25 protein-coding genes and 1 tRNA gene are annotated in these 21,167 nt (G+C 42.9%); 13 read left to right on the top strand and 13 right to left on the bottom strand.

Translation table 11 applies throughout. The features are described 5' to 3' along the window. Window positions 1–6: 6 nt before the first annotated feature. The 7 genes from POW22_RS00895 to POW22_RS00865 form a co-directional block, all read right to left on the bottom strand. Window positions 7–1,782 carry a tetratricopeptide repeat protein gene (locus POW22_RS00895; RefSeq protein WP_272830504.1) on the bottom strand — a complete coding sequence of 592 codons (1,776 nt, stop codon included), beginning with the start codon at window positions 1,780–1,782 and terminating at the stop codon, window positions 7–9. A gap of 122 nt (window positions 1,783–1,904) precedes the next feature. Beyond that, window positions 1,905–3,176: a serine--tRNA ligase gene (gene serS / locus POW22_RS00890; protein ID WP_272830503.1), complete on the bottom strand. Its 1,272-nt coding sequence runs from the start codon at window positions 3,174–3,176 to the stop codon at window positions 1,905–1,907. A gap of 89 nt (window positions 3,177–3,265) precedes the next feature. Beyond that, window positions 3,266–4,645, bottom strand: a complete 1,380-nt coding sequence (locus POW22_RS00885) for an HTTM domain-containing protein (protein ID WP_272830502.1) — start codon at window positions 4,643–4,645, stop codon at window positions 3,266–3,268. Then, a complete protein-coding gene (locus POW22_RS00880; protein ID WP_272830501.1) occupies window positions 4,626–5,558 on the bottom strand; it encodes a bifunctional riboflavin kinase/FAD synthetase in 933 nt (310 codons plus the stop codon). Before POW22_RS00880 ends, POW22_RS00885 begins: the two co-directional genes overlap by 20 nt. 1 nt (window position 5,559) lies before the next feature. Next, on the bottom strand, window positions 5,560–6,189 hold the full coding sequence (pth, locus tag POW22_RS00875; RefSeq protein ID WP_272830500.1) for an aminoacyl-tRNA hydrolase: 630 nt from the start codon (window positions 6,187–6,189) through the stop codon (window positions 5,560–5,562). A gap of 82 nt (window positions 6,190–6,271) precedes the next feature. Next, entirely contained in the window at window positions 6,272–6,907 is a 636-nt protein-coding gene (locus tag POW22_RS00870) for a 50S ribosomal protein L25/general stress protein Ctc (RefSeq protein ID WP_272830499.1), read from the bottom strand. A 188-nt stretch (window positions 6,908–7,095) separates the two neighbouring features. After that, window positions 7,096–8,037, bottom strand: a complete 942-nt coding sequence (locus POW22_RS00865) for a ribose-phosphate pyrophosphokinase (RefSeq protein WP_272830497.1) — start codon at window positions 8,035–8,037, stop codon at window positions 7,096–7,098. A 124-nt stretch (window positions 8,038–8,161) separates the two neighbouring features. Between POW22_RS00865 and POW22_RS00860 the strand changes: the two genes are divergently transcribed. Continuing rightward, window positions 8,162–8,243, top strand: a tRNA-Leu gene (locus tag POW22_RS00860). A 277-nt stretch (window positions 8,244–8,520) separates the two neighbouring features. Here the strand turns inward: POW22_RS00860 and POW22_RS00855 are convergent. Both POW22_RS00855 and POW22_RS00850 read right to left on the bottom strand, forming a co-directional pair. Beyond that, window positions 8,521–8,901 carry a hypothetical protein gene (locus tag POW22_RS00855; RefSeq protein ID WP_272830494.1) on the bottom strand — a complete coding sequence of 127 codons (381 nt, stop codon included), beginning with the start codon at window positions 8,899–8,901 and terminating at the stop codon, window positions 8,521–8,523. 386 nt (window positions 8,902–9,287) lie between these two features. Beyond that, complete coding sequence (locus POW22_RS00850; protein ID WP_272830493.1) at window positions 9,288–10,280, bottom strand: hypothetical protein; 993 nt, start codon at window positions 10,278–10,280, stop codon at window positions 9,288–9,290. 221 nt (window positions 10,281–10,501) lie between these two features. Between POW22_RS00850 and POW22_RS00845 the strand changes: the two genes are divergently transcribed. Then, window positions 10,502–11,059: a toxin-antitoxin system YwqK family antitoxin gene (locus tag POW22_RS00845; RefSeq protein WP_272830492.1), complete on the top strand. Its 558-nt coding sequence runs from the start codon at window positions 10,502–10,504 to the stop codon at window positions 11,057–11,059. A gap of 76 nt (window positions 11,060–11,135) precedes the next feature. On the opposite strand, the gene POW22_RS00840 is transcribed toward POW22_RS00845, so the two are convergent. Further along, window positions 11,136–11,699, bottom strand: coding sequence for a hypothetical protein (locus POW22_RS00840; protein ID WP_272830491.1), 564 nt, complete (start codon window positions 11,697–11,699; stop codon window positions 11,136–11,138). Between the two features lie 384 nt (window positions 11,700–12,083). Between POW22_RS00840 and POW22_RS00835 the strand changes: the two genes are divergently transcribed. The 4 genes from POW22_RS00835 to POW22_RS00820 all read left to right on the top strand — a co-directional run bounded on the left by POW22_RS00835 (window position 12,084) and on the right by POW22_RS00820 (window position 14,518). Further along, complete coding sequence (locus POW22_RS00835; RefSeq protein WP_272830490.1) at window positions 12,084–12,833, top strand: carbonic anhydrase; 750 nt, start codon at window positions 12,084–12,086, stop codon at window positions 12,831–12,833. 11 nt (window positions 12,834–12,844) lie between these two features. After that, window positions 12,845–13,555, top strand: a complete 711-nt coding sequence (locus POW22_RS00830) for a DUF2490 domain-containing protein (protein WP_272830489.1) — start codon at window positions 12,845–12,847, stop codon at window positions 13,553–13,555. Window positions 13,556–13,688: 133 nt separating this feature from the next. Continuing rightward, the gene (locus POW22_RS00825) at window positions 13,689–14,075 is read left to right on the top strand and encodes a helix-turn-helix domain-containing protein (RefSeq protein WP_272830487.1); all 387 of its coding nucleotides are present in this window, start codon (window positions 13,689–13,691) and stop codon (window positions 14,073–14,075) included. A gap of 47 nt (window positions 14,076–14,122) precedes the next feature. Beyond that, window positions 14,123–14,518 carry a VOC family protein gene (locus POW22_RS00820; RefSeq protein ID WP_272830486.1) on the top strand — a complete coding sequence of 132 codons (396 nt, stop codon included), beginning with the start codon at window positions 14,123–14,125 and terminating at the stop codon, window positions 14,516–14,518. On the opposite strand, the gene POW22_RS00815 is transcribed toward POW22_RS00820, so the two are convergent. Both POW22_RS00815 and POW22_RS00810 read right to left on the bottom strand, forming a co-directional pair. Next, window positions 14,519–15,295 (bottom strand): NUDIX hydrolase, encoded by a 777-nt coding sequence (locus POW22_RS00815; protein WP_272830484.1) that lies wholly within the window; start codon window positions 15,293–15,295, stop codon window positions 14,519–14,521. Between the two features lie 516 nt (window positions 15,296–15,811). Beyond that, on the bottom strand, window positions 15,812–16,246 hold the full coding sequence (locus POW22_RS00810) for a cupin domain-containing protein (protein ID WP_272830483.1): 435 nt from the start codon (window positions 16,244–16,246) through the stop codon (window positions 15,812–15,814). A gap of 72 nt (window positions 16,247–16,318) precedes the next feature. Here POW22_RS00810 and POW22_RS00805 point away from each other — a divergent pair, with 72 nt between their 5' ends. The 5 genes from POW22_RS00805 to POW22_RS00785 all read left to right on the top strand — a co-directional run bounded on the left by POW22_RS00805 (window position 16,319) and on the right by POW22_RS00785 (window position 19,786). Next, window positions 16,319–16,915 (top strand): TetR/AcrR family transcriptional regulator, encoded by a 597-nt coding sequence (locus tag POW22_RS00805; protein ID WP_272830482.1) that lies wholly within the window; start codon window positions 16,319–16,321, stop codon window positions 16,913–16,915. Between the two features lie 62 nt (window positions 16,916–16,977). After that, on the top strand, window positions 16,978–17,826 hold the full coding sequence (locus tag POW22_RS00800; RefSeq protein ID WP_272830481.1) for a class I SAM-dependent methyltransferase: 849 nt from the start codon (window positions 16,978–16,980) through the stop codon (window positions 17,824–17,826). Between the two features lie 3 nt (window positions 17,827–17,829). Continuing rightward, the gene (locus POW22_RS00795) at window positions 17,830–18,327 is read left to right on the top strand and encodes a DinB family protein (RefSeq protein ID WP_272830480.1); all 498 of its coding nucleotides are present in this window, start codon (window positions 17,830–17,832) and stop codon (window positions 18,325–18,327) included. A 74-nt stretch (window positions 18,328–18,401) separates the two neighbouring features. Continuing rightward, a complete protein-coding gene (locus POW22_RS00790; protein WP_272830479.1) occupies window positions 18,402–18,668 on the top strand; it encodes a hypothetical protein in 267 nt (88 codons plus the stop codon). Continuing rightward, window positions 18,668–19,786, top strand: coding sequence for a WG repeat-containing protein (locus POW22_RS00785; protein ID WP_272830478.1), 1,119 nt, complete (start codon window positions 18,668–18,670; stop codon window positions 19,784–19,786). Before POW22_RS00790 ends, POW22_RS00785 begins: the two co-directional genes overlap by 1 nt. Here the strand turns inward: POW22_RS00785 and POW22_RS00780 are convergent. Further along, a complete protein-coding gene (locus POW22_RS00780; protein ID WP_272830477.1) occupies window positions 19,779–20,132 on the bottom strand; it encodes a winged helix-turn-helix transcriptional regulator in 354 nt (117 codons plus the stop codon). The two genes, POW22_RS00785 and POW22_RS00780, sit on opposite strands and share 8 nt — an antisense overlap. A gap of 82 nt (window positions 20,133–20,214) precedes the next feature. Between POW22_RS00780 and POW22_RS00775 the strand changes: the two genes are divergently transcribed. Further along, window positions 20,215–20,817, top strand: a complete 603-nt coding sequence (locus POW22_RS00775; protein ID WP_272830475.1) for a nitroreductase family protein — start codon at window positions 20,215–20,217, stop codon at window positions 20,815–20,817. A gap of 11 nt (window positions 20,818–20,828) precedes the next feature. Then, window positions 20,829–21,122 (top strand): putative quinol monooxygenase, encoded by a 294-nt coding sequence (locus POW22_RS00770; RefSeq protein WP_272830474.1) that lies wholly within the window; start codon window positions 20,829–20,831, stop codon window positions 21,120–21,122. Window positions 21,123–21,167: the final 45 nt, after the last annotated feature.

Raw genomic sequence — 21,167 nt, 5'->3', positions numbered from 1 at the left:
TTGACTTTAATTGATGGTGTCCCCGCGAAGACTGCGGTAACGCTTGCGTGCATCTACAAAGTAAATACTATCCGGGAAATTAAAGACAATTTGCTCGTAAAATTCCTGAGCGCGTTCTGGGAGGGCCAACTGTTTTTCATACAGTTGGGCTAGATTAAAGTAGGCGTCGTCTGCCAAAATATCTTCTTTGTAAAGCTCAATGATGGTCTTGTAGTCCACCTCAGCTTTCTCAAAGACTCCAAGCTGCGTATACAATTTTGCTCGGCGCAAAAGGGCTTCGTCTTCTATAGATTCTCCCTTGTGTGTTTCTAAGATCTCAGTGAGCAGGGAAACAGCTTCATTGGGTTTGTTTTGTAAGCTGAGCAGATCTGCCTTGGCAAACTTACGCAGCGCCGTTTGTGTAGTATCCTCTACAGAATTGTCACTGATCAGTAAACTGAGCTCCATGGCGTCATTTGCAATAAGTTGGGAGGTAGATTTTTTTAGCACGTCCAGTTGAATCTGAGACCATTTGAAATCGCCTTTGAAATAACTGGTGCGCGCTACTTTAAAACGCGCTTCTTGCGCTAAAATATTCCCCTGTACCTTCTTTTGAATCTGCGAATAAAAGATCAGCGCTTGGTTGAATTTTTGGGTATAGACCAAAATGTCCGCGAGCTTCATCTTTACCCGAGCTTTCTCAAAACGATTCAGATCTGTATCGGTCAACACTTTCAGGTTTAAGATGGCAGTATCGGGTTGTTTTTTCTTAAAGGCGATGAAATCATTGTAAGCGATCTGCAGGGCGTAGGTGCGCGTGCTTAGGCCGTATTTTTCAAAGACTTGGTCAAATTCTGCTTCGACTTTTTTGAGGTCTGATTCGGTCTTGGCAATGACGTCTAATCGTCTTTCTTCTGCATCGAGTTGCTCCTCTAAAATGCTGCTGTTGTCAATGATATATTCAAAGATCTCTAGCGCGATGGCATACTCACCTTCTTCTACGGTGATGCTGGCCAATTGAGAAATGTGTTCTAAGGTTTCTCCTTTGCGCTTGTAGATGGCCTTTTCCTGACTGAAGGATTTGCGGAATTCCTTTTGCTGCACATACAACCAACTCAAAAGCTCATTGTAAAGCAGATCAGGATCCTGCTGAATTCTTTTGATCAAGGTCTTTCTAAAGATCACATTGGCCTCGTTGGCGGGATCTTCAGTGATGAATTGGGTTAAACTGCGTTTGGTGTAAGAGCTGTAGCCTGGCTTGGATTCCATCAGGCCTAAATATGCCTCAAACATCTTCTCAAAATTCTGCAGTTCTCCATAAATGCGGGAAAGTTGCAAAAAGAAGTCGGCATTGGGATTGAGCTCCATTCCGCGTTCATAGGCTTTCACTGCCCATTCTAGCAAACCGTAGCTGTCAAAGGTGTCCCCAATGAATCGCGCGTAATTGGGTTGTTGATTTAATTCGTCTATGGCCAATTGATAAAATACTTTGGCCTCCTCGGTGCGGTCCTGCAGTTCATAGTTGTAGCCAATATCGACAGAAAGCTGCGGATAGCGACCTACAGTCTGCGCTCTATTTTCCAGTAACACGCCGGCCTCTTGGTAGTTTTCCAATTGCTGATGGGTGGCCACTAAGGCTTTGAAAATATCCAGTCTGCGCGGATTCTTATCGTAAATGGATTGATAGATCCTAAGTGCTTTGTCATACTTGCCTTCTTCAAAGTAAGTTTGGGCCAAAGCGTCACTTTGCCCAATGGAATTCAAGGGCAATAAAAACAGCAGTATGAGTATTAGACTACGCACTTGTGTAAAGATATCAATTGAGTTCTTAAAGCTGCGTTAAGTACCTCAAATAAATTACAGGGCTGCAAAAGGCACTATTGCCATCAGCCGTGATTGAGAAACCAAAAAGTAAGCCAGAATTCTTATTGGATCATATCGAATCCGCAGTAAGGCACTAGAACCTCTGGGATCTTAATGCCCTCAGGGGTTTGATAGTTTTCTAAAATACTTGCTAAGATGCGCGGTAAGGCCAAGGCGCTACCGTTTAAGGTATGTGCTAATTGATTTTTGCCATCTGCATTTTTAAAGCGCAACTTCATGCGATTGCTTTGGAAGGTCTCAAAGTTAGAAACAGAGGAAACCTCCAACCAACGGTCTTGAGCGGTTGAGAACACTTCAAAATCATAAGTGAGTGCACTGGCAAAGGTCAGATCTCCTCCGCAGAGGCGCAGCACACGATAGGGAAGGCCTAACTCTCCCAAAATTACTTTAACGTGAGCCAGCATTTCTTCTAAAGCTTCATAAGAACGCTCGGGCTGCTCAATGCGCACAATCTCTACCTTATCAAACTGGTGCAAACGGTTCAAACCGCGTACGTGCGCTCCATAAGAACCGGCCTCACGTCTAAAGCAGGGCGTGTAGGCAGTACAAGCAATAGGTAGGTCTTTGGCGTTGAGCAGATCTCCTCTAAACAGGTTGGTTACGGGTACTTCTGCCGTTGGGATCAAGTAGAGATTGTCTCCAGTTACGTGGTACATCTGTCCTTCCTTGTCAGGAAGGCTCCCGGTTCCAATACCTGAGGCTTCATTCACCAAATGTGGCACTTGATATTCAGTGTAACCAGCGTCAATATTTTTGTCTAAGAAATAACTGATCAAGGCGCGTTGCAAACGAGCTCCTTTGCCAATATAAACTGGAAAACCTGCTCCGGTCACCTTGTTTCCTAATTCAAAGTCAATGAGGTTGTATTTTTTGGCCAATTCCCAATGCGGAAGAGCTCCTTCGTGTAAACTAGGGATGGTTCCGTGGCGCTCTGTTTCTACATTGTCTTCATCACTGCTTCCTTTTGGAACGGCAGCGTTTGGGATGTTTGGTAAAGTGAAGAGTAATTCTTGAAGCTTTTCTGCAGCTGCATTGAGCTCCTCTTGCAAGGTTTTAGATTGCTCTTTAAGCCCGGCAGTTTTCTCTTTCAACAGGTTGGCTTTTTGTACCTCTCCGCTTTTGAACAATTGCCCGATCTCCTTGGAGAAAGTGTTGGATTGCGCTAAAGTCTCATCCAATTGAGCTTGCGTTTTTCTGCGGAGTTCATCTGCCTGCAACACCTCTTCTAAAATAGGCATGGCATCCAAACCGCGCTTGGCTAAAGCCTGAGCAAAACGTTCTTTGTTATCGCGAATTTCACTTACCTGTAACATGGTTCCTGTTTGAATTAGGCCCCAAATTTAAACATTAGCGCCTAGTTATCACAGTTCAAAGAGTAATAATCACAGGGGTAGAGGATCCTTTAATTTTGAGTGGAAGAATCTGAATCTTTTTTCTTCTCGATCTTAGTGAAATTCTCTGGAGCAGGAAGCAGCCAGGAGGCGTGTTTAAGTTGATCCCAGGACACTGAAGCAAGATCGACAGATTCATCAACTAATAAATGATAGCTACCGGCATTGACTTTGACGCGCACTGTAGCATAGACCTCGACATCTTTGCCTTTTTCTTTTTCAATCTGATGGATGCGTTGGGCCAGTTGCCAGATAAAATCGGGCTTGGTTCTAAAAGAGCGATACTGTTTTTTGCTCAGAAGGTCTTTATAACTGTAGGCAATTTTCTTTTTGTTTGGATCGGCTTTGTCTACGATATAATAGATCACCCTTCCGGATTTGGTGCGCAGCATCATTCGCCAGGACAAGCGATGTCCTTCTTCTGTCCACAAAACGGGTTCTGCGATAAACCAATGCCTTAACGGCAGTGCAAATTGTACAAACAAATAACCGACCAAGAGTGCGGTGGTAATATTGCCTGTTTTGGGAATGCGCACTTCGTCCCCGCGGTAAACTTCTTCCGCTGGCATAAAGCGTTTCACCAAGGTTTCACTACTAAAGAAGAACAGGGCGAACGCAATCGACATATAGGGGAATATTCCGATATGAAATACTGCGGAATTGAACAGGTGAAAGAACAGTGACAGACCAAAGGCCAGCCAGCGTGTCTTGCGCCACATATACATCGGGATCACCAAAAGGTCAAAGAGAATCCCAAAATAAGCCATCCCCCAGTGTACCCATGGGAGCTGTAAAAAGTCACCAATGAGCCAATAATCCGCTTTACTTTTCATGAACAGGCGTGTGACCGTCCCATCTAGCCAATCGGGATATATTTTGGCAATTGCTGCGTAGGTAAATACGATCAACAGTTGCCCCACCACTAAGGTCTGTACCCAACGGGGCATAGAGATGCTTTTGCGTTCTGGATTGAGTTTGGCATCCAATGACATGCGGCCTGCCGCGGGCACCAAGACCATCATCCAAGTGAGCAGCATCATGAGGTAATAGTGGTTGTTGTAGGAGGATTTTTGCATCAAATAAACGCACATCCACATCAAGGCATAGCCTGCCATGCTCCAACGGTATTTATAACCGAGCATGACCGCAATTCCAAAGACTCCCATTATCGCAAAGTAGATATACATTCCATTGCCTGGCAAGGGTTGCAAAAAGTCGAATCCGATAAAATTGAAGGTGAATTCCGGATCCATAAAGGTGCGTCGCACCCAACCTGTTGCTATGGCACCGTAGGCTTCTACAGTAAGCAAAAACCCAAAAGCAATACGAAACAACACCAAACCGGCATTATCAACGCGAGTAAAGAGGTATTTATTGATGCGATCTAACATAGGCCTCGGCGATTTTTTGGTCTTTTGCAATGGCTGCTGTCAGTTCTTCAGTCGATCCAAATCGCTGTTCATCACGAATCCGTGAAAGTAATTCTATCTGCAATTTATGTCCGTAAAGGTCAGCCTCAAAATCCATGAAGTAGGTTTCAATAGTGGTTTTATCTCCACCAACAGTCGGATTGTTACCAATATTCATAACGCCAAAAACCGACTTTTTGTCTATTTGACTCTTTACTATATAGACACCATTCTTCGGGATGAGCTTGTAGTTTTCTGCGATTTCTAAATTCGCCGTTGGGTAGCCCAGTTGGCGCCCTAAACCACGGCCCTTGGCAATGGTTCCCGTTAGCGTGAAAGGATCAGCTAAGTAAGTGTTTGCTGTATCTAGATCTCCTTCCATTAGGGCCTTTCTGATCTTAGTGGAACTTACCGTTATGGCATCGACCTCTTGTGCGCCGACCTCTTCAACCTCAAAACCGAACTCTTCACCCAAGCGTCTGAGATCCGAAACATCGGCACGGCGGTTGCGCCCAAAGCGGTGATCATAACCAATGATCACTTTTTTGGCGTTGAGTTTTTCGACCAGCAATTGTTGTACAAAATCTTCTGCGCTCATGCGGGAGAATTCCTTGGTGAAGGGTTCAATGACCAAGTGGTCAATGCCCACACGGTCCAAAACCGCTTCGCGCTCATCTATGGTTTGAATGAGTTTAATGTCAACATCGGGCTGCAAGACCATTCGCGGATGCGGAAACATGGTAAAGATCACAGATTCACAGCCCATGGCTTTAGCGTCATCAGTCAATCGGCCTAACAGCACTCGGTGTCCTGCATGCACGCCATCAAAGGTCCCGATGGTAACCACCGTGGGTTGAGTGCCTTTGTATTGAGCCGATGAGGCGTAGGTTTGCATTTTATTTTCCGTTAAAGTTGTTCATGGTGTGATCCATACCTGCCAAGGCAAATGACTCCACGGCTTCAGCACTGGTTTTGAGTCGTTCCTTAAGGGCCGTTTGTTCTTCATCGGTCCATGGACTCAACACATAATCTACTTGTCTGCCTTTGGCAAATTGATCGCTGATTCCAAATCTAAAACGATTGTAGGCAGTTGTATTGAGTGTAGCCTGAATGTCCTTTAAACCGTTATGACCTCCGTCAGATCCTTTTTTCTTTAAGCGGATGCTGCCAAAGGGTAGGTTGAGATCATCGGTGATGACCAACATATTCTCAAGCGAAACTTTCTCTTGTTTGAGCCAGTAGTTCACGGCCTTGCCGCTGAGGTTCATAAAGGTGCTCGGTTTGAGCAGAATCAATTGACGGCCCTTAATGCGCAGTTTGGCAATGTCCCCGAGTTTTTTGGATTCAAAAGTGGCCTCGTGCTCTTCTGCCAAGGTGCTAACCACATCAAATCCAATATTATGTCTGGTGTTGTCGTATTTGGGTCCAATATTGCCCAAACCCACAATTAGAAATTTCTTCATGGGATCTTGCTCGGGCTCGCTAGGAGCGTCTAAACCAAAAAGTCGCTTTATAAATGCGAGCATCCTTTTTTTTGTAAAAATAAAAAGAGTCCGCTTAAATTGATAATCAAGCGGACTCTTTTCTATGTTCGGTATGCTAGAAGATCTATTCCTCAGCAGGAGCTTCTGCTGGAGCAGCTGCTTCTGCACCTTCTTCTGCATCATCATCTTCTTCGTCATCTGCCTCATCAACAGCGTTGCGAGAAGTTCTCACCTGCACAACAACAGTGTTGTCTGGGTGCATGATGGTGTAAGCATCGTTGGTAAGGGTAGTAACGTAAAGTTTGTTACCAATACGCAATTCAGTGATGTCTGCCTCGATATAATCTGGCAAGTTCGCTGGAACTGCTTTTACACGTAGCTTACGGTTTACAAAACGCAGCACCCCTCCGTTACGTACACCACGAGAATTACCTACTAGACGTACAGGAATGTTCATAGTGATTTCCTTGTCGTCAAAGATTTGGTAAAAGTCGATGTGCAGGATACGGTCAGTTACCGGGTGGAACTGAATGTCTTGCAAAATAGCATTGATGCTTGTGCCGTCTTCTAGCTCAATTACAACTGTGTGTACGTCTGGAGTGTACACCAAGTTCTTGAACGCTAATTCTGGCGCTGAAAAGTGAATCGGTGTTTCTCCTCCGTATACTACGCAGGGAACCTTTCCAGCATTACGTAAGGCTTTGGTAGATACCTTGCCCACGCTTTCTCTTTGAGATCCGTTGATCGTAATTGATTTCATTTACTTAAAAATTTTGTGCTCCTGAAATGAACTTCGCAAAAAGTTTCTGCGCTCATTTCATTTGCATTTGTTTTGCATGATGTTAACCACCTTAAGTGGAAAACGGCTGCAAATATCCCAAAATTATTTGGTAGCTGAAAGTAAATACGACTTTTTTTACAAGGCCTTAAAGGCTTGTTTTCTGCGGATTACATCAAGAATTTAGAACTGATGGAACTGTTGGTGTTCACACTTTGCATCACAGAAGCAAAAAGTGGTGCACAACTAAGTACGCGTAATTTTGGAGATTCCTGTCTCAACGGGATGGTATCCGTAACGATAAGTTCTTCCAATTGCGAGTTCTCCAAACGCTCATAGGCCTGTCCAGAAAGGATAGGGTGGGTACAGATGGCGCGAACACTCTTGGCCCCGCGTTCCATCATTAGGTCTGCAGCTTTGGTAAGGGTTCCGGCGGTGTCCACCATATCGTCTACCAACACAACGTTCTTGCCTTCTACATTACCAATGAGTTCCATATGAGAGATCACATTGGCTTTGGCGCGTTGCTTGTAACAGATTACCACGTCACTTTCTAGCGCTTTAGAATAGGCATAAGCTCTTTTTGAACCTCCCATATCTGGAGAGGCAATGGTAAGCTCATCCAAGTTTAATTTTCTCAAATAAGGTAAGAAGACGGTAGAGGCAAAAAGGTGATCTACTGGTTTTTCAAAGAAACCTTGAATCTGATCGGCGTGAAGGTCCATAGTAATGATACGCGTAGCACCTGCGGCTTCTAGCATCTTGGCAACCATTTTAGCCGCGATCGGAACTCTTGGTTTGTCCTTGCGATCTTGACGTGCCCAACCAAAATAGGGCAATACAGCAGTAATGTGTCTGGCAGAAGCGCGCTTTGCAGCATCACACATCAATAGCATTTCCATTAAGTGATCACTTGGAGGGAAAGTAGAACCGATGATAAAGACACGGGCTCCGCGAACCGACTCTTCAAAAGAAGGTTGAAACTCTCCGTCTGAATAAGTAGAGGTGATTACGTTCCCCAGCGGGACACCGAATTGTTTTGCAATCTTTTCGGCAAGTTCTTGGCTTTGTTTACAAGCAAATATCTTGGGTTGAGGAACGGCTCCAGGCATCTTTCTTGTGGTGTTTTAGTTGGAAGCTACAAATGTAAAAAAATCCCAAGTTCAGCCCGAATATTTTTAGTTCTAATATTTAGTGTAAAATTCAACATTTTATGTATTTTTGCCGTCCCGATAAGCCTTGGTGGCGGAATTGGTAGACGCGCTGGATTCAAAATCCAGTTCTTTCGGGAGTGTGGGTTCGATTCCCACCCAAGGTACAATAAGTCACAAAAAAAGTGATTCACGAGCGAGCTTCAAAAAAGAAGCTCGCTTCTTTTTTGGAGTAATGCGAAGTGAATCTTTTTGTGATTTTCACGCGGAGCGTGAAGGGAACTTTGGCGCAGCCAAAGAATCCCACCATCACAAAAAGGGCGCTTTTTTGTTTAGTGATTACCCGTGAAGGGAACATTCGCGGAGCGAATGAATCCCACTGAACGGTGCTGTTGTTTGGAACATTCGCGAAGCGAATGAATCCCACAAGTGAATTTTGGTTTACTAAATAAAGAAAGCAATAATAATTGGCCACCAGTATTTGATGTTTTCAGCTAACCACTTTATACCATCAATAAACATTTTAGATACTTTTTGGAAGTGCTTAATTTTCCTTTGTTTCCTCTGTTTTTTGAGCATATTGGTAAGACTTCCATATTTGTCGATTAATTCTCGTCCACATGAAGTTATTCTCACATCGTATTTTCCATCCTTTTGGTTGCGTGAAATAACAAGATTTGCTTCGCGTAAAAGATCAACCGCCTTTTCCGTGAAAAATTCATTTACAACACCAAATTCATGTTTTGCAATTCCAATCATTCCTCCATATCCTTCGTATGGGTAGCGTTCAGATAACAGTTGACAGGCTAAGACCTCTTTTTTCATTACATTAATTTTATCAGACCCACTTAATTGTGCTTCTAATCGTATAACTAAAAAAGGCGCATTCTGTTAGAGGATTTCAGAGTTTATTTGAAAATTGTTATCAACAATTGAACTTGAATTGTTGACTTTACTTCGTGAAGAGATATTTTGAAGTTTTCATATCACCCAAAACCCCACAAGACTTCCCCCAACCAGTCATCTCAATACTATTTGCTCCCCAAATCACTCGATGACCGGTAACCACCCCGCGCCAGCGATAGTAGTGAAAACCCCGCAACGCTGCGGCCAACAGAGTCTTGGCGAAGTTGGCAAGCGAGTGAGGAGTTGTAACGGATAGCGCGGCCGTAAAGTAGACATGGTTCACTTTACGGGGCGCCCTAAATATATTACTGCTTAATTTGTATCACGTTCAGATCACGCTGATAAATGTCATACGTCCCACTTGTGATACCTACTCCGTTAGTGTAAAAGTTGAGGCGGTAGTAATACGTTGTACCCGCAGTAAGTCCAGTTTCCAAATAAGAAATATGACCTCCACCACCAAAGGGAACTGCCGCACTTGTCAAACCATTGGGAGTTTCCAAATAACATACTCCTGCTGTGTAGGTGAGATTAACAGCTGTGGCAAAACTTGGATCTGTATCACGTTGGAGTACCATAAAATAACCTCCTACGGAGCTATTGGTGCCATTTAAACTCCCTCCAAAGACTCGTGCAAAACCAGAAATAAATACCGCGGAGTTGTTAACACCACTACCGTCGGTAATAGTAATGGACACTGTTGTGCCAGTAAGGGGTGTAAACTGGCTGTTGGTAAACGGAACATTTTGAACTGCATCGCCATGAACGGCAAGCGCCTGTTGATTTACAAAGTCACCGTCAAAGAGTATGCTTCCTGCCACATCTAAGGTATTGCTTGGATTAGCCTCACCAATACCTACATTTCCATTGGCGTCAACAACCATGCGTTGTACATTGTTGGTTCGAATGGCTAAATCTTGGGCGTCTGTAGTGCCAATAAAATCAGTACTCGGGTCCGTTCCCGTGTTCCCGCTGGTACCCCATTGTCCTACAGAGGCATTGGTGATTAATTGACTCCATTGAGAGCCAGACCAATAATAATAGCCAGTGCCACTGCCTCCAGTAACTGAAGCGTTGGTGTTGAAAATTAGGAGTCCTGTGGCTGGTGTGTCTATGGGACTGGTTCCGTCTGACACATCGGACAGACTCACGCGTGGGGCGAGGAAACCACTATTCGCGCTAGATACGTCTAAGGCTGCGCTGGCCTCTGGTGCAATAGTGCCTATACCTACTTGGGCGACACTAAACCAAAATGACATTAGAGTTATCCCAAAAATAGGAATCAACTTTTTCTTCATCGTTTGGATATTTAGTCGGTAGGTAAGCGGCTTATGAGGTGCAATAAAGGTAAGAAAATTAGTTAGTTATGTTCTCACGGGATGAAATTTCAGGAAAAACCTTCTATAAAGAACACCGCTAAGTGCTCGCTATATTTAGAGAAACTATTAACAGAACTTTACCAGCAGATGGCAAAACCTTAACGCCAAAGGGCGGTATCTTTATTGAAAATCAATTTGTTATGAAATATTTAGTGTTAGGGTTGCTGTTTTGTCTACCCACTTTGAGCTTAGCGCAAAGAGAACTCTCCATGAGTGAGGTGACTAGTAAACGGGAACTTTCTATGAGCGCTACTTATGGCAATTCCAGCTCTGGCGTGTATAGATATTATGCCAAAGGAGAAAAAGAACCATTTACGGGTATTTTATTTGGGAGGTATGAAAATGGTCAGCTTTCCTCTAGGCAAGAATATGTTGATGGTCTAGGCCAAGGCAGCTGGGTAAATTACTACGAGAACGGAAACAAAAAAGAAGAGGGTACTTACAATCAAAATAGAGTAGAAGGCCCTATTAAGAAATACAATCAAGATGGTACGCTCCTAGCCGTTGGAACCTATAAGGATTGGCGTATTCGCGTTGGGCAGTGGACCTTTTACAAAACTGATGGTACTGTAGACTACCGCAAAGACTACGGAGACAAAGGCAGTATAGAAGAGGTTAAGCAATATTATAAGCGCGGTGATATTTCATATAGCTGGTATGCCAGCATACTAAGAGATAACGGCTTCACTTTAGATTAAAACCCAAAAGCCCCGGCAGGACCGAGGCTCTAGGAGCAGGTTGTGTTCATGAGAAAACACACCGGCTTCACCACAATTAGTTAAATACTACGGTATGGGTAAATATCTTGGTATGTAAGAGACCATCAAAGGAGAAGTAGTTCAAGCTGTAGATCAAGACAATGCTACTGATGCTGTCTATTGGTATTGGTGTTGCGTCTGATGGATAGGTGAAATTGTATCTGAAATCCTCTCTTTCTATTTCATCGTCTGCTACTATAATTCCTGAGGAACCTACTCCTGCGAAGAATGGAGGTATTTGCGTGCCGTCTTCTAAGTTGATGGTCGCCATTTGCAGATCTGCTTCAATGCTTACCGTGGTGTCAATTGGCGCTGCAATTCCTGTCTCAAAACTTACTAGCTCTTCCGATCCAAAGCTCGAGGCATCCACTACATTTTCTGCACTGACCACTCCATCTGTGAATGAGACGGTCTCAACTGCTGATCCGTTAATCAAAGAAATTTCAACAAAGGAATCTTCATTATATACCGTACTTGGAAAGTCTTCATAAAACTCATCGTCGCAGATGGGAAACAAACAGGAGTTCATGCTGAAAACCAAGCTCAGTAGAGTCGAAAATTTTAGATGGCGCAGTTTCATGATTTCTAAACTTTTGTTTGATCCAAAACTATGCATCGTAATGAGGCTTAGAAATACCCAATAGCGGGTAATTACTTTTGAGTTTAAGCAATTCGCATTCGGGTTAACATTGAGTCAAAATGCATTAAAGTATTACTATTAAAATGCTTGTGTATATCTGCCTTTTAACATTCAAATTTGTAATACTTAATAAAATTAGTTTAGAATTTCACTAAAAATATATTGCCTAAAGGCCTATAAATCATGCAAAAAAAGTAATAATCACAAAAAAGAAAGTAAAACACCTATATATAAAAGTAATACTATTAAATATTTGTTAAGTTGTGTATCAGCGATTGAAAGTCTCGGTAAATTTGTAACTGAAAAACAAAAATTATAAACGCTATGAAAAAATTATTCTTCTTTTGTTTCCTTACGATTATGGGTGGCTCTATCTACGGGCAGTCTGCTGAGGTTAAAAACATGCTGAATCTTCAAGACAACGCATATTTTGCCGATAGAGACAGTGCGTATGCAGATCCGTACTACGGACTCAAAAAACTCATTTACGGTAACAAACGTTTTGCGGAGAACAAGAGTATCAAACCACGCCAAACTGATGCCGACCTCAAAAATAATGAGCTGGGTCAAAAACCGTTTGCCACTATTATTGGTTGTGCGGATAGTCGTGTACCCAATGAGATCATCTTTGACCAAGGTGTAGGGGACTTGTTCATTACCCGTACCGCTGGACAGGTAATGGCAGAAGCTTCATACGGAACCATTGAATACGCTACGGCCGTCTTAAACACAAGACTGATTGTTGTGTTGGGTCATGAGAGCTGTGGGGCGGTTAGTGCTGCTATGAAATTGCCGGAAAATCCGCCAGGACACGTAGTAACTTTGATCAATGCTATTAAGCCCGCAGCCTTATTTGCCAAGGCCGCAAATTTGGAGGAAAAGGAAGAATTGGATCTTGCCGTGCGTGCCAACGTTATAGAGCAGGTGAATCTGCTTAGAAATCTGGAGCCCTTATTGTCTAGAAAATCGGCTTCTGGAGAGGTTCTTATTGTTGGAGCGGTTTACAATTTACGCACGGGTAAGGTGGAGTTCATTGACGAGACCATCAAAAGCCTACCTAAGTTTGCTAATTAAAATTAGGTCGTATGCTTAAACAATTGAAGAAAGTTATTCTGCTTGGAATCTCCATCTTTACTGTGAGTTCTGCTTTGCATGCGCAAGGCCCGGACGAAGATCAACTCGGGGCTTGGTATATGTACTTTTGGAATACCACTTTTAAGGAATCTAATTGGGGGCTTCAAGGAGATTATCAGTATCGTGATTGGCGGGGTCTTGGTGATAGAGAGCAGCTTTTGTTACGCACTGGAGTCACCTATCAGCCTGAAAATTCAGGAGTAAAGTTTACCCTGGGTTACGCCAATATCACTACCGGTCAATTTGGAACTGAGATAGACAATCCGTTCAATGAGAATCGTATTTATCAGGAGGCTTTGTTCTCAAATACTTTGCTCAAGCGATTGCTACTCACTCACAGAATGCGCTATGAACAGCGTTGGGTGGAAGACCAAGATTTTAGAACTCGCTACAGGTATATGTTGTTTATAAACGTACCGCTGAAAGGTTACGAGCTCAAAAAAGGTACACCCTACATTGCATTCTACAATGAGCTTTTCATCAATGGTGAACGTGAGATAGGTAATGGAAGGCAGGTGCAATTCTTTGACAGAAACCGAACCTATTTAGGTCTGGGTTACGCCTTGACGGACAAGATTAGGTTTCAGTTGGGATGGATGGAACAAACGACAGTGAATTGGCAGAAAGGCCAATTACAATTCAGTATGCATCATAGTTTTTAGTTAAGTAATGGTGAACTGAACTTCAAATAGACACTATTTGAATTAGCCCAAAGCGACCCTGAAATAGGGTCGCTTTTTTATTTCGTCTTTCGCTCTAATTTGAAGACCCGGTCTATTTTCATACCTTGTAGCTATGTCGATTTACCAACAACATCTGGAAAACTACAAGGCCAAGAAATTTGCCAACCAAGGACAGTTGGAGACCATTATGGCCGTAAAGCATCACATTGATGATCACTATCAAGAGGAGCTCAATTTAGATGTGCTGTCTACAGAAGGATTTGTCTCTAAGTTTCACATGTTGCGCCTTTTTAAAAAATATCACGGACAAACTCCCAGTCAATATTTGACAGATAAACGTCTGGAAAAAGCAAAGGAACTGCTCAAAAGTGGAGCCTCAGTAACGGAGACCTGTTATGCTGTTGGATTTAAATCCTTGGGTTCTTTTAGCGCCTTGTTCAAACGCAGAAACAACATCTCGCCCAAAGGATTCCAAAAAAGAGCAACTTTAAAGAAGTAATCTCCATTGCGATTTGGCAACTTGCAAAGCATCAAACACAACTAAACATGAAAGTAACCGTAATCAGTATTCCTGTTAGAGATCAGCAGCACGCCTTGGATTTTTACACCAAAAAACTAGGCTTCCTAAAAAAACTAGACATTCCCATCAATGAGACCGACCGCTGGTTGACTCTGGTCTCCCCAGAAGATCAAGACGGTGTTCAATTGGTTTTGGAGCCTGCTCCTTTACATTTTGAACCCAGTCGCGTATTTCAAGACGCCTTGATGGAAGCAGGATTTCCCTATACGCAATTCGATGTTGAAAGTGTGCAGGAAGAATACGACCGTTTAATGGGGTTGGATGTAGAATTTAGCGTTGCACCTACGGATATGGGAACGGTGAAGATTGCGGTTTTTAACGATACTTGCGGGAACAACATTCAGTTGGTGGAATACCTCTAGTTATATAAAGTTGATTCCGTGTTTTAGCAACTGATCGTAGGCCTCGTCATTAATGCTGTACAAATAGGGTGCTTTGTTCTGAGCGCCAGTCATTAATTTTTCATGTCGATTCAAAAAGCCGAGACGAATCATTTTTCGCTGGAAGTTTCCGCGGTCCAATTTCTGATCGAGGATGGCTTCATACAAACTTTGAAGGTCAGACATGGTAAATCGTTCAGGCAGCAGCGATTTTCCAATAGGCAGCAATCGGATCTTCATTCGCAGTTGCCTGTGCGCTTCATCAATCATTTCGCGGTGATCCAAGAGTAAGTCCGGTAACTCGTCCAAAGGAATCCAATCACAGGCATCACTCAGCACATCGGTCTGCGGGTGAACTTTCTCAGCATCTACTAAGGCCATATAAGCAGTAGAGATAAATCGTTCACTAAACCAGGCCTCCAATGCTTCTTTTTGATCTTCCATCCAGGTTTTCTTGATGGTGTCCATAACCAAGCGGCTACGGGTATTTATGTCAAAGTGCCTATTGAGGGAGCTAAAAATATGAGATTGTTGTAAGAAAACTTCTTGTAGACCTGTTCGCTGAAATAGAACTTGGTTGGCTACAGCGTCCATGTCTTGATCTTTGGGAATGAATCCTCCCGGCAAGGCCCAAACATGAGAATCTATAAAACGCACTAAAAGAACGTGCAGCTTCTTGTCTTTGTACCCGAACACTACGCAGTCAATGGAGAGTCCTGGTATGCAATTATCAAGTAATTCTTTATAGTCAAATTTCATTTTGCGAAAACAGAAACGTGAAAGTAATTAAAATAATTGTACATTTATTGTGTCATTCTGACTCATTACATAATCAATCCAAAAGGAAAGTTTCATTTTAATTCTTTGTAAAAGTCCTTCTTCCCTGGGGCAATTGCAGAGTTCCTTGAGCAACTTTTTGCTAGGTAACCACCATTTTTGGCTTGTTGTGAATAAGAATCAAAAGATTGGACAAGAATAACGCAAGTTCCATCCTGTTTGGATCTTCTTGATCATTTGATTCAGCGGCAAAAGTCAAAGAAGTTTTTAAAGCCTCAAGGCAATGAAAATTATTTTCCGAATGTCAATGAGAGGGCCGCTGTGTTTCCCGCAGCGGTTTTCTCTTTTTGACTGTAAAAAACCTGTTTTAAAGACTGGGATATTCTAGAAAGTCGAAGGTTTATGCTCTATAGTATAAGGTCTAGTAGATAAATGCAAAAACATCTCCCCTTGGATATTCCAGTCTTTTTAACTCAGCTTCACTGCTCATTATTACTATCACGCCTTGATGATCATGTCGTAATCTGCAGCGGTCTGAATCACTTGCTGAATGACTTCTGGTGCAACAGACTGTTCCACGGCGTTCTGCTGATCCGCATCGACCCCTAAAGTTTCAAAGAAATCCCGAAAGCCTTTAGGACTGTGAATGTTGATCCATTTGCAGACTTGATCGCTTTTATTGCCAAATGTATGCAGTGTTCCTGGCGGAATGTCTATGGACTCGCCGGCGCGTAAGACCTTTGTTTCTCCATTGACAAAGAACTCCATTTCACCTTCAACGATAAGGAAGGATTCCTTATAGGAGTGGTGCAGGTGCGGTGGCGGACCAGGCACTTGTGGTGGTGTCTCCGCCATCATGAGGTCATAATCGCCAGAAGTGTCGTGAGGTGTTACCTTGTGGCCCAGAACCCATTTTGTTTTGTTTGGTTGCATTTTTATGAGATTTAGTCTCACGAAAGTAGGATTTAGCTTTGATATTACCAAACTTTATGAGATATTTGTCTCATGAAAAAGAATTACGTCTCTTCTGGACGCACCAATCAGAAACTTGAAACACGAGCTAAGATCCTAGAAGCTGCGCAGCATTTCCTGAGTTCTGGCAAAGAGTTTAAATTGGAAGATGTGGCCAAGCACGTCAAGGTTTCTCGCGCTACCATTTACCGCTATTTTTCAAGTGTAGAGATTCTGGCCGCAGAAACGAGCTTGGCGATTGCTACAATTCCCCCTAAAGATCTGGCCGAGCAGGTTCAAGATCAGGATTTAGAAGACCGATTGCTTCAAATTCAAGAGTATTTCAACACCTTAACCCTAGACCACGAAGCTGCGTTTAGAAAGTATTTGAGTGTGGTGATTGAATCATCGGCAGAACAGTTCAAACGAGGAGCTCGACGTACTAAGGCCTTAAATTTTACTTTGGCTCAAGAACAGTTCCCAACCGAAGACAAAAAGAAGCTCGCCAATATTATTACCTTATTCATGGGCCTAGAGCCAATCATTGTGGCCAAAGATGTTTGTGACCTCGACAATAAGGAGTCCCGAGAACTATTGACTTGGGGCATGAAACTGCTTCTCAAAGGATATTTGTCCCAGCTGCAAGAATAAAAACCAGGATTGACGCACTATTGCTATCTTTAGCTACGCAAAAAATCTGTGACCAATTCTAAATGAACAAAAAGTACTTCCGCAAGCTTTGGTATTCCTTATCTGCAAAGCAGCGATTTTGGGTAAGATACCTCTATTATTTACCCGCAGACCTCAAAGATAAAATCAAGGGCAATCGCAATAAGTATATTCCACCAAGAGGGGCAATTTATACCGGCTCCGCTTCAGGAGCGGACAAGTTCTTGGCCAGTAGTAAGCATCAACTAGCTCTGCTTAAATCAGAAGTAAACTTACAGCCTGCAGATCGTGTATTGGATATTGGTAGCGGTATTGGGCGTACGGCGATCTCACTTGTAGAATATTTGACGCCTGAGGCGCGATATGAGGGTTTTGATGTGGTCAAGAGCGGAGTGGATTGGTGCAACAAAAAGATCGGTCGCGATTTTCCGAACTTCAACTTTACCTATGTGCCTTTGTTCAATGACCTGTACAACAATTCCAAAGGCAAGGCCACAGAGTTTAAGTTTCCTTATGGCGATTCTGAATTTGACAAGGTCTATTCGTTTTCGGTTTTCACCCACATGATGGTTGATGAGATTCAGCATTATTTGACCGAGATCAACCGGGTTTTGGCTCCAGATGGGCAAGCCATGTCTACCTTCTTTTTATATGATGAGGCCAACGAGGAGCAGATCGCTTCTGATGAAGGATTTGGTTTTCCGGTGGCTGGAGATGGATTTCGATTGATGAACAGCAAGGTAACCAGTGGTAATATTGCAATTCACAAAGATCATTTGGAACAAATGATGTCTAAGGCGGGACTTGAAATAACACGTATTGCAGATGGTTTTTGGAAAGGAACTCCAGAGGCCAAAGAATACCAAGACATCGTGGTCTTTAAAAAGAAGTAAATCATGGACCAAGCCAACAACAGACTCATTCAGCATTTTATCGCTCAAATGCAGGCCATCCAAAGCGGCAAACCTTGGATCGGCAACAGCTACGCAAAAGTCTTAGATGGGCTGGGAGAAGATCAGATGTTTATCCGCCCTGCGAAATTAAAAAGCGTAGCGGCGATACTCTCGCATTTAACCTTATGGCGGGAAGAAGCCATTCTCAAAATACAAACGGGTACGGGGAGTAAGACCGATGCCTGTCCCGAAAACTGGTTGCCTGACAATGATTTGGACGCCCAAGGCTGGCAGGCCATTAAGCTGCGATACGACCGCAGTCACGCACAGTTGATCGCGCTCTTGAATGACAAAGACGATTCTTTTTTACAGCAAGAGTATTATGACACCGACTTCAAAGGAAATTATACGTATCAATGGATGTTGGACGGAATTTTACAGCATGACATTTACCATTTGGGGCAGTTGGCTGTCATTGTGAAGCATTTAAAAATGGATTAGTCGGCTTATTGACTCCATTTAAAACTTCGTCAATTATCCTTAAGTTTACACTACATCAGCAATTAATTAGACCTATGAAAAGCAAGCAAGTTCTTAATGCAGTCGCATTGGCCATGCTATTGGTTTTTACCTCATGCAGCTCAGATCCCTGTGATGAAGGTTACACAGCCGTAGAAGACGGTGGTACCACTGCCTGTCTGCCCGATTATGTTGTGGGACTCGAGCTCAATATGAAATCAAAAACCCGTTTTTTTCACAAGGAGTTTGGTGTGATCACTTTTGACAATGGTCGCTGGAGTGATCCGTTTGGAGAGGACATAACCCAAAGACTAAAGCACTAATGAAAAAGATCTTTTTAAGCTGTATCGCCATGGCTCTAATGTTCTTGGCGAGTTGTAAAAACGAAACCACTCCGGCAGCATCTGCTCAGGATGTCCCTAAGGCAAATGAGCCAGCGTTAATTGCTATGGTCATGAAGGACGGTAAGTACGGGTATATTGATACCGAGGGTAATTATCTCATAGAACCGCTGTATCCTATGGCGCGTCTTTTTTCAAATGGTTTGGCTTGTGTCAATATAGAAGGCGTCCGTACGGATCTGTTTCAAGGTGCAGTGGGCGGAAAATATATATTTATCAATACAGCCGGTGAAGTTCAATTTGATGGGAAAGGCTATCTGCAACCTACTTCATTTTTGGAAGGATTTGCTCCTGTGAGGTTGAGTGACCAAGAAGTTGGTTTCATCAATACCAACGGTGATCTGGTCAAACAGGGTTTTAATGCCATTATGCCTTTTCATGAAGGACTCGCCACGGCGCTAGATCTAGATCAAGGAATCATTGGTTATGTGGATACTCAAGGAAACTGGAAGATCCAAAAAGATGAGAATTATACTTTAGGTGACTTTTACCAGGGCCGCGCATTCTTCAAAAAGGATAACCAATACGGTTTTTTAGATACTACTGGGGCGGAAGTGATCCCTGCTAGTTATGAGGCTACTTATGATTTTCACGAAGGACTTGCTGCCTATCTGCAAGAGGATCTCTTTGGGTTTATGGATCTCAATGGAACGGAAGTAATTCCAAATATCTATGAAGACGTAGCCGACTTTTCTGAGGGGCTTTGTGCTGTGCAGAAAGATGGAAAATGGGGCTTTATCAATAAGGAAAACGAGTTTGTGATTGAGAATCAATACACTGCCGTGAGGAACTTCAGTCAAGGTTTTGCTGCTGTTCAGGTAGATGGCAAAGTAGGGTATATAGATCTGAAGGGGAATTGGTTGGTGGAACCTAAATACGGCAATGCTATGGATTTTAAAAACGGTTTTGCCATTGTACAACGCGATAATGGTTTGGGCTATATCAATCTAAAAGGAGAAGAAGTGATTCCGCCTATCTTTCAAAGAGCCGATAACTTTGTAGATCCTCAGGCCTCCAATCCTATTTTACAAGTCAATTAGATTCTTGAACTTGATCTCCCCAATCTGCAATTGCTTTGATGATTGGGACCAAAGTTTCACCTAAATATGTAAGTGAGTATTCTACCTTGAGGGGAGGTTTTTTATGGTATACCTTCCTTTGAATAATACCGTCATCTTCCAATTTCTTAAGTTGTAGACTTAAGGTGCGCTCGGTGACCGTTGGCATGGTCTTGCGCAATATGTTGTAGCGCAAGGGTCCTTCAATAAGATGATACAGAATGACCGTTTTCCACTTGCCGCCTATGACCCCCATAGTCAAACTTGTGCAGCAAGGATATTCTTGACCATTAAAGATGTGCCCTTTTTGTTTTTCTGATGCTTCCATGATACTATCCATTTAGACCGTTCTTGCAAAAGTATATTACTATACTTAATTTTGCAACTATAAAAATTATAGTAAAAGAAATATGAGTTTTTTAGAAGCAATGCAAAACCGTTATACCACAAAGAAGTATGACCCAAACCAAAAGATCCAATCTGATAAAATCGACGCGCTAAAAGAAATACTGCGTTTAGCGCCCTCTTCAATAAACAGTCAACCTTGGCAATTCACTTTTATATCAGATCCGGAGATGAAAGCAAAGCTCTCTGAAGTTTCTTGGCTCAACAAAGAGCGTATTCAAGACAGTGATACTCTTATTGTTTTTAGCAGACACAATACTCTAGAGGGATTTGAAGAGCAAATCGAACAAAACCTGCCAGAAGGAGCGGTGAACTATTACAAGGAGTTTATAAAGCCTTGGCCGGAACATCAGATCAAGTCTTGGTTTGATCGTCAACTCTATCTAGCATTGGGGGTATGTTTAAGTGCCTGCGCCAATATGGGCATAGACGCGACGCCTATGGAAGGAATCGAGCCAGAGAACTACGATAAGATCTTAGGGCAAACTAAGTACGCTGCTCAAGTTGCGGTTGCAATTGGGCATCGAGATCCAGAGGATTTCAATCAGCCTAAAAAGAATCCTAAATCCCGCTTAGCGGCAGAAACCGTTATCAATACCATTGCATAAACAACAAAACCATGACTAAACGATTAACCATTGTTGCGCAGATCATTGCCAAACCCGAAAAGCGAGAGCTGGTCAAATCAGAATTACAAAAGCTCATTCCAATTACTCGCAAAGAGCAGGGTTGCATCAATTACGACCTTCACCAAGATCTTGGCGACCCCAATATGTTCCTGTTCTATGAAAATTGGGAAAGTCGTGAACTGTGGCAAAATCACATGAACAACAGTCATCTGGGAGCATATTTACAGGCAACAGAAGGTGCTGTGGCCTCCTTTGTCTTACATGAAATGCAAGCGGTTGACTAAGAATTCTGATTACAAATACAATAAGGGCCTCAAGTTTTGACTTGA

It is taken from the genome of Gilvibacter sediminis (genome assembly GCF_028561565.1).
Classification (GTDB): Bacteria; Bacteroidota; Bacteroidia; order Flavobacteriales; family Flavobacteriaceae; genus Gilvibacter; species Gilvibacter sediminis.
Note: the sequence above shows the minus strand (reverse complement) of the source record. Positions and strands in the feature narration are given on the sequence as shown.

What these genes read in the sequence shown, in the direction of transcription:
- serS (WP_272830503.1), bottom strand. Translation starts at nt 3,176, where the DNA reads ATGTTACAGGTAAGTGAAATTCGCGATAACAAAGAACGTTTTGCTCAG.
- POW22_RS00885 (WP_272830502.1), bottom strand. Translation starts at nt 4,645, where the DNA reads ATGTTAGATCGCATCAATAAATACCTCTTTACTCGCGTTGATAATGCC.
- POW22_RS00880 (WP_272830501.1), bottom strand. Translation starts at nt 5,558, where the DNA reads ATGCAAACCTACGCCTCATCGGCTCAATACAAAGGCACTCAACCCACG.
- pth (WP_272830500.1), bottom strand. Translation starts at nt 6,189, where the DNA reads ATGCTCGCATTTATAAAGCGACTTTTTGGTTTAGACGCTCCTAGCGAG.
- POW22_RS00870 (WP_272830499.1), bottom strand. Translation starts at nt 6,907, where the DNA reads ATGAAATCAATTACGATCAACGGATCTCAAAGAGAAAGCGTGGGCAAG.
- POW22_RS00865 (WP_272830497.1), bottom strand. Translation starts at nt 8,037, where the DNA reads ATGCCTGGAGCCGTTCCTCAACCCAAGATATTTGCTTGTAAACAAAGC.
- POW22_RS00855 (WP_272830494.1), bottom strand. Translation starts at nt 8,901, where the DNA reads ATGAAAAAAGAGGTCTTAGCCTGTCAACTGTTATCTGAACGCTACCCA.
- POW22_RS00850 (WP_272830493.1), bottom strand. Translation starts at nt 10,280, where the DNA reads ATGAAGAAAAAGTTGATTCCTATTTTTGGGATAACTCTAATGTCATTT.
- POW22_RS00845 (WP_272830492.1), top strand. Translation starts at nt 10,502, where the DNA reads ATGAAATATTTAGTGTTAGGGTTGCTGTTTTGTCTACCCACTTTGAGC.
- POW22_RS00840 (WP_272830491.1), bottom strand. Translation starts at nt 11,699, where the DNA reads ATGAAACTGCGCCATCTAAAATTTTCGACTCTACTGAGCTTGGTTTTC.
- POW22_RS00835 (WP_272830490.1), top strand. Translation starts at nt 12,084, where the DNA reads ATGAAAAAATTATTCTTCTTTTGTTTCCTTACGATTATGGGTGGCTCT.
- POW22_RS00830 (WP_272830489.1), top strand. Translation starts at nt 12,845, where the DNA reads ATGCTTAAACAATTGAAGAAAGTTATTCTGCTTGGAATCTCCATCTTT.
- POW22_RS00825 (WP_272830487.1), top strand. Translation starts at nt 13,689, where the DNA reads ATGTCGATTTACCAACAACATCTGGAAAACTACAAGGCCAAGAAATTT.
- POW22_RS00820 (WP_272830486.1), top strand. Translation starts at nt 14,123, where the DNA reads ATGAAAGTAACCGTAATCAGTATTCCTGTTAGAGATCAGCAGCACGCC.
- POW22_RS00815 (WP_272830484.1), bottom strand. Translation starts at nt 15,295, where the DNA reads ATGAAATTTGACTATAAAGAATTACTTGATAATTGCATACCAGGACTC.
- POW22_RS00810 (WP_272830483.1), bottom strand. Translation starts at nt 16,246, where the DNA reads ATGCAACCAAACAAAACAAAATGGGTTCTGGGCCACAAGGTAACACCT.
- POW22_RS00805 (WP_272830482.1), top strand. Translation starts at nt 16,319, where the DNA reads ATGAAAAAGAATTACGTCTCTTCTGGACGCACCAATCAGAAACTTGAA.
- POW22_RS00800 (WP_272830481.1), top strand. Translation starts at nt 16,978, where the DNA reads ATGAACAAAAAGTACTTCCGCAAGCTTTGGTATTCCTTATCTGCAAAG.
- POW22_RS00795 (WP_272830480.1), top strand. Translation starts at nt 17,830, where the DNA reads ATGGACCAAGCCAACAACAGACTCATTCAGCATTTTATCGCTCAAATG.
- POW22_RS00790 (WP_272830479.1), top strand. Translation starts at nt 18,402, where the DNA reads ATGAAAAGCAAGCAAGTTCTTAATGCAGTCGCATTGGCCATGCTATTG.
- POW22_RS00785 (WP_272830478.1), top strand. Translation starts at nt 18,668, where the DNA reads ATGAAAAAGATCTTTTTAAGCTGTATCGCCATGGCTCTAATGTTCTTG.
- POW22_RS00780 (WP_272830477.1), bottom strand. Translation starts at nt 20,132, where the DNA reads ATGGAAGCATCAGAAAAACAAAAAGGGCACATCTTTAATGGTCAAGAA.
- POW22_RS00775 (WP_272830475.1), top strand. Translation starts at nt 20,215, where the DNA reads ATGAGTTTTTTAGAAGCAATGCAAAACCGTTATACCACAAAGAAGTAT.
- POW22_RS00770 (WP_272830474.1), top strand. Translation starts at nt 20,829, where the DNA reads ATGACTAAACGATTAACCATTGTTGCGCAGATCATTGCCAAACCCGAA.